This is a genomic window from Sulfitobacter aestuarii (assembly GCF_042685005.1).
Taxonomy (GTDB): Bacteria; Pseudomonadota; Alphaproteobacteria; order Rhodobacterales; family Rhodobacteraceae; genus Sulfitobacter; species Sulfitobacter aestuarii.
On record NZ_JBHUMP010000048.1, the window covers coordinates 1 to 4953 of the forward strand.

The following is a 4953-nucleotide window of genomic DNA, read 5'->3' on the forward strand; positions in this document are numbered from 1 at the left end:
GTCTCGGCAACGCTGCCGGAGTGGGAGCAGAAAATCCACCTAACTCAACTGTCCAGATTCCTCGGGCCACCTCTCTGCTACCGCTCCGCCAACACCCTTTTCGAGATCATTGAAGCGCTTCAGGCGGCGCCCTAGCACTAGGCAATAAAAACCGGCACCAAACGCTCCCGAGGCCAACAATATATCGGCAATCAATTCCATAGGGCGCTCCTAGTTCAGTACAAATTCCATTACTAAAAGATCGTTGACCCGCTCGCGCCCCGCGACAATCTGGACGCGTCGCAAAATTTGCGCCCGCAAACGCGTCAGAGCTGTCGGGTCTTCGATGTCTGACAATTGTAATGCGCGTAGATAGCTGTTGATGACGTCGACAACTCGCGGCAGCAAGCGCTCCACCTCCGCTTGATGCTGGCTCGGTACCTCGAGTTGTGCCCGAAAGATTAAATGTCTCGACTGGGACGGCGGAAGCAACGATATCGTGACCGGATCCACGGGGACAAACGCGACATCGGCTGCTTGACTATCTACCTCGGTTGCTTGCGAAGTTGTCGTTTCCGGATCGGGGCGGAGAATTATTCCAGACGAGACCGCAAAGAACCCGCCGACCCCCCCGAGCAGGGCAAGGCTAAGGCCGATCAACAGCGGGAGCTTCGAGCCCTTCTTGGGTGGTTCTTCATCATTGATTTCGGATTCTGGCATTTTCAATCCATTCGCTAAGCTGCAATCACTTTTAGGCCGAATTGCCCTAACCGATTGTTAAGACCAATCGTCCAATTCTAGGAGCGTGCCGGGTAGAACGCCCGGCTTGACGGAGGCGATTGTGCAGCGACTACGCAATGTTTGGACCGGCCTGGGCCTGCGGCGACAGATCGTCGTGCTGGGGGCTACCTTTGCAATGTTCCTGGCCATACTGACGATGTCCCGGATGGTTGCAGCGCCCAACATGGCCTTGCTCTATGCCGGACTCGAGAATGGTTCTGCCGGAGAAGTCGTGCGCGCGCTTGAACAGCGCGGCGTAACTTTCGAAGTGCGTGGCGGATCGATCTTCGTCGATTTGCAGGAGCGAGACCAATTGCGCCTGACCCTTGCGAGTGAAGGCATGCCAGCCAACAGCACTCGAGGATATGAGTTGTTGGACGATCTGACAGGCTTCGGCACGACGTCACAGATGTTTGACGCCGCCTATTGGCGCGCGAAGGAAGGCGAACTGGCCCGCACTATCGTCGCGAACCCGCAAATCGCCATGGCGCGTGTTCATATCGCCAGTGCGGGCGCCAATCCCTTTCAGCGCGGCGTCACCACGAAAGCCTCGGTCTCCGTTACACCGAACGGGAATGCTGTTACGCCCGACCAGGCAAGAGCGATCCGCTATCTCGTGGCATCTGCCGTGGCGGGCCTTGCACCCGAAGATGTCGCGGTAATCGATGCACATGGGGCGCTCATCGCCACCGGCGAGGACGCGCCCCCTGCAATCGCCGGCGATGACAAGGCTCAGATCTTGCGCGACCGGGTGCAGCGGCTTCTCGAAGCGCGTGTCGGTTTTGGTAACGCGGTTGTCGAAGTGAGCGTTGATACTGTTACCGAGAGCGAAGCAATTCGTGAGCACACCTTCGATCCGGAAGGACGAGTTGCGATCAGCACGGACACCGAAGAACGCAGCATCAGTTCCAAAGATGCTGGCGGCGCGGACGTTACTGTTGCCAGCAATTTGCCGGATCGCGCGGATGGAGAGGGAGAAGGTTCCAGCTCGCAGAACAGCGAATCGCGCGAGCGAGTCAATTATGAGGTCTCCGAAATCAAGCGCGAGATCCTGCGCGCGCCTGGTGCGGTCAAAAGGGTCACCGTTGCAGTTCTGGTGAACGAGACAACCTCAACCAACGCAGCTGGGGAGCAGGAATCGGCCGCACGAAGCCCTGAGGAAATCGCTGCTCTGCGCGAATTGGTGGCCTCAGCAGTAGGTTTTGATGAATCGCGTGGCGATATCATTACCCTAAAGTCGATGGCGCTGCAGAAGATCGCGCCAAGCGGTACTTCTGTCGATAGCAACATCATGGATCGCCTGAACTTCGATTTAATGTCGGCGATACAGATGGCTGTATTGGCGATCGTCACATTGATCCTCGGCCTGTTTGTTGTGCGACCGTTGCTCTCGCGTGGGGGGGGCGGGCGACGGCCCTTCCGCAACACCGACCCTGACGCTGCCAACGAGCGCAGATGAACCGGAGGCAGCGGCCCTAACAGGCGAGATCGCGCCGGATCAATCGGAGGTATCCGGAAGCGGAATTGAAGCTTCAGTTCGGCATGGTCTGCGTCAGGATGACGCGAATACATTGCCCGCACCTCAGGCTGATCAGGTTGACCGACTGCGCTCGATGATCGGCGAGCGGCAGGAAGAGACCGTCGAAATCCTGCGCAGTTGGCTCGAAGATACCGAGGAAAGAGCCTGATGTCCCTTTCTCACCTTTACAAGGACCTGGGAGTCACCGAAACGCCGAACGGCGAGAACGGAATCATGGATACTGCGCTCGAGGACGCGAAGCTGCAGTCTTTTGAGGATGGCTATCAGGCCGGATGGGAAGACGCTTCGAAAGCGCATGAACTTGAGCAGACGCACGTATCCGCTGAATTGGCGCAAAGTCTGCAGGACCTGTCCTTTACCTATCATGAGGCCTTGGGAAAACTGACATTGGCGACCCAGCCGCTTCTCCAGCTGATTCTTTCCAAACTATTGCCGCCCGTATTGCCCACGACGCTGAGCGCACATATCCTCGAACAGCTTAACGAAATGCTCTGTAATCAGCTCGAAAAATCGATCCACATCACCGTCGCACCGGAAAACCTTTCGGCCTTGAAATCAGTGTTCGAGGCTCAAGTTAAACAGCCGTTCAATCTTAAGGCCGACGCTCTTCTGTCAGCGGGCCAGGCTTCGCTACGTGTCGACACCGCAGAGCGCGTCATCGATCTCGATAAACTTATCGAAGATCTCGCCACTGCTGTAGAGGCCTTTTATTTCCATTGTAAAGAGGAAGATGCCCATGGCTGAACCTGAGTCGAACCTTGTTGCCGATCCGAGCAATCCCTTCACGACAGTTCCGATTGAAATCAATGTCTGAGTTGGCAAGGCACGGCCCCTTATTCGTGATTTAGCAATGCTGGGCGAGAATACGGTTTTGAAGCTCGATCGCCATGTTGATGATCCGGTCGAGCTCTACGTCGGCGACCGTCTGATCGCGCGTGGGTTGCTCGAGGAGCAGGAAGGCGCCGAAAGCGGATCATTGGCGGTCCGCTTGACCGAAATTGTCGATACGCAGAAGAGCTGGTGAAAACGCCTGCACGATCCCTCTGGTGCCTGACGCTCGTTACGCTGCTTGCAACCGCATTTCCGACGTTGGCAATCGCTCAAGATCTGACCATCTCCTTCGGCGATGACGGTTCACTCAGCGCCCGAACCATTCAGCTTTTCGCTCTGATTACGGTACTCAGCCTGGCACCAGGCATTGCAATCATGGTGACTTGTTTCCCTTTTCTTGTGACTGTGTTCTCCATTCTGCGCCAAGCGATTGGTCTGCAGCAATCACCACCGAATATGCTGATCGTCAGCCTCGCGCTGTTCCTGACCTATTTCATAATGGAGCCGGTGTTTATCGACGCTTGGAACGATGGCATTGCGCCCCTACTCGAAGAACAGATCGATATCGAAACCGCTTTTGCCCGCACGTTGAGTCCATTTCGAAGTTTCATGGCGGCGCGAGTAAATTCCGATACGTTCTATGCAATGGCAGAGCTGCGCTCGGAACCGATGACCGCAGAACCTCAGACAGACGCGCCGCTTTCAATCTTGATACCTAGCTTCCTGCTATCCGAAATCACCCGGGCCTTTCAGATAGGTTTCCTGATCTTTCTACCTTTTTTGATCATAGATCTCGTCGTAGCGGCAATCTTGATGTCTATGGGAATGATGATGGTTCCTCCAGCGATTGTTTCACTTCCATTCAAATTGGCATTTTTTGTCGTTGCAGATGGTTGGAGCCTGATTGCGGGTAGTCTGGTGCGCAGTTATTTTTAACGGAAGTGTATGACTTTTGCCACTTCGCTAATCCATTGCCTGATCCCACGATGACTAGGGTCTGGACTTCGGTAACGGGGCCGTCCCAGTCAAGCGTTTTTGCGCAATCCAACTGATCCGCCAAGGCGGTCATCTGGTTGTTTTTGACTATCTCTACGTTTCGCAGGCTTTCAATTGAGGTTCTTGAGGCACATGCTTCGGTTCGTGGTCAGCGCTTCGGCTCCCAACATGATGCTGGTTCGATGTAATTCCGATGTGCCCATCTCATAGGCGTGCTTGACTGATGTCAGCGACGGTCCAGACCACGGCATCACCGGAACCACGTCCCTGCGGGACCCCGAAAGCCTACGGTCAGGCAGACAACGGTTGAAGTAGTGCGCGGTCAGGTAGCTTTCGGTGGAGCATCCGGCATGAAGTCAGTGCCATCGACCCAAATGCGATGCAGAACGACGGCGATGCGACGCGCGAGAGCAACCATAGCAATCTTGCGACCCCGGCGCTGCGCAACCTGAGCGTCCCATGTTCGAAGCCATGTCGAGCGACCGCGGTTCATCATGACGGTAGCAGCCTGGCATAGCGCTCGCCTGAGATTGACATCGCCAGCCTTTGTAATGCCGCCAGACACATCTCGTTCGCCCGACTGGTTGGGTGAAGGGGTCAGACCGACCCAAGGACCGATCCTCTTTGAAGACCGAAAGCGTGTCGGATCATCAACGGCGGCGCGGAACGTTAATGCCACGACTGCACCGATCCCCGGCATCGTCATCAGGCGACAGCAAACCGGATCGTCCTGAGCGAGCTGACGCACCTGTTTTGAACCGCCCCGGGTTTACCGGAGAGTAAAACTCTCAAAGGATGAGCCCTATGGATCAGAAGAAGCCCACCCC

3 protein-coding genes and 3 pseudogenes are annotated in these 4953 nt (G+C 55.9%); 4 read left to right on the forward strand and 2 right to left on the reverse strand.

Going from position 1 to position 4953, the window contains the following annotated elements:
- Positions 1–210: 210 nt before the first annotated feature.
- On the reverse strand, positions 211–699 hold the full coding sequence (locus ACFSUD_RS19345; protein WP_386376142.1) for a flagellar basal body-associated FliL family protein: 489 nt from the start codon (positions 697–699) through the stop codon (positions 211–213).
- Positions 700–820: 121 nt separating this feature from the next.
- Here ACFSUD_RS19345 and fliF point away from each other — a divergent pair.
- The 4 genes and pseudogenes from fliF to fliP all read left to right on the forward strand — a co-directional run bounded on the left by fliF (position 821) and on the right by fliP (position 4066).
- A pseudogene (gene fliF, locus ACFSUD_RS19350) lies at positions 821–2447 on the forward strand (flagellar basal-body MS-ring/collar protein FliF).
- A complete protein-coding gene (locus ACFSUD_RS19355; RefSeq protein WP_386376143.1) occupies positions 2447–3043 on the forward strand; it encodes an ABC transporter ATP-binding protein in 597 nt (198 codons plus the stop codon). The pseudogene fliF and the gene ACFSUD_RS19355 overlap by 1 nt, the downstream one beginning before the upstream one ends.
- Positions 3036–3323: pseudogene (locus ACFSUD_RS19360) on the forward strand (FliM/FliN family flagellar motor switch protein). Before ACFSUD_RS19355 ends, ACFSUD_RS19360 begins: the two are co-directional and overlap by 8 nt.
- Before the next feature lie 26 nt (positions 3324–3349).
- A complete protein-coding gene (gene fliP / locus ACFSUD_RS19365; protein WP_386376144.1) occupies positions 3350–4066 on the forward strand; it encodes a flagellar type III secretion system pore protein FliP in 717 nt (238 codons plus the stop codon).
- Positions 4067–4448: 382 nt separating this feature from the next.
- On the opposite strand, the pseudogene ACFSUD_RS19370 reads toward fliP, so the two are convergent.
- Positions 4449–4889: pseudogene (locus ACFSUD_RS19370) on the reverse strand (transposase); the annotation flags it as partial.
- Positions 4890–4953 lie beyond the last annotated feature (64 nt).

What these genes read in the sequence shown, in the direction of transcription:
- ACFSUD_RS19355 (WP_386376143.1), top strand. Translation starts at nt 2,447, where the DNA reads ATGTCCCTTTCTCACCTTTACAAGGACCTGGGAGTCACCGAAACGCCG.
- ACFSUD_RS19345 (WP_386376142.1), bottom strand. Translation starts at nt 699, where the DNA reads ATGCCAGAATCCGAAATCAATGATGAAGAACCACCCAAGAAGGGCTCG.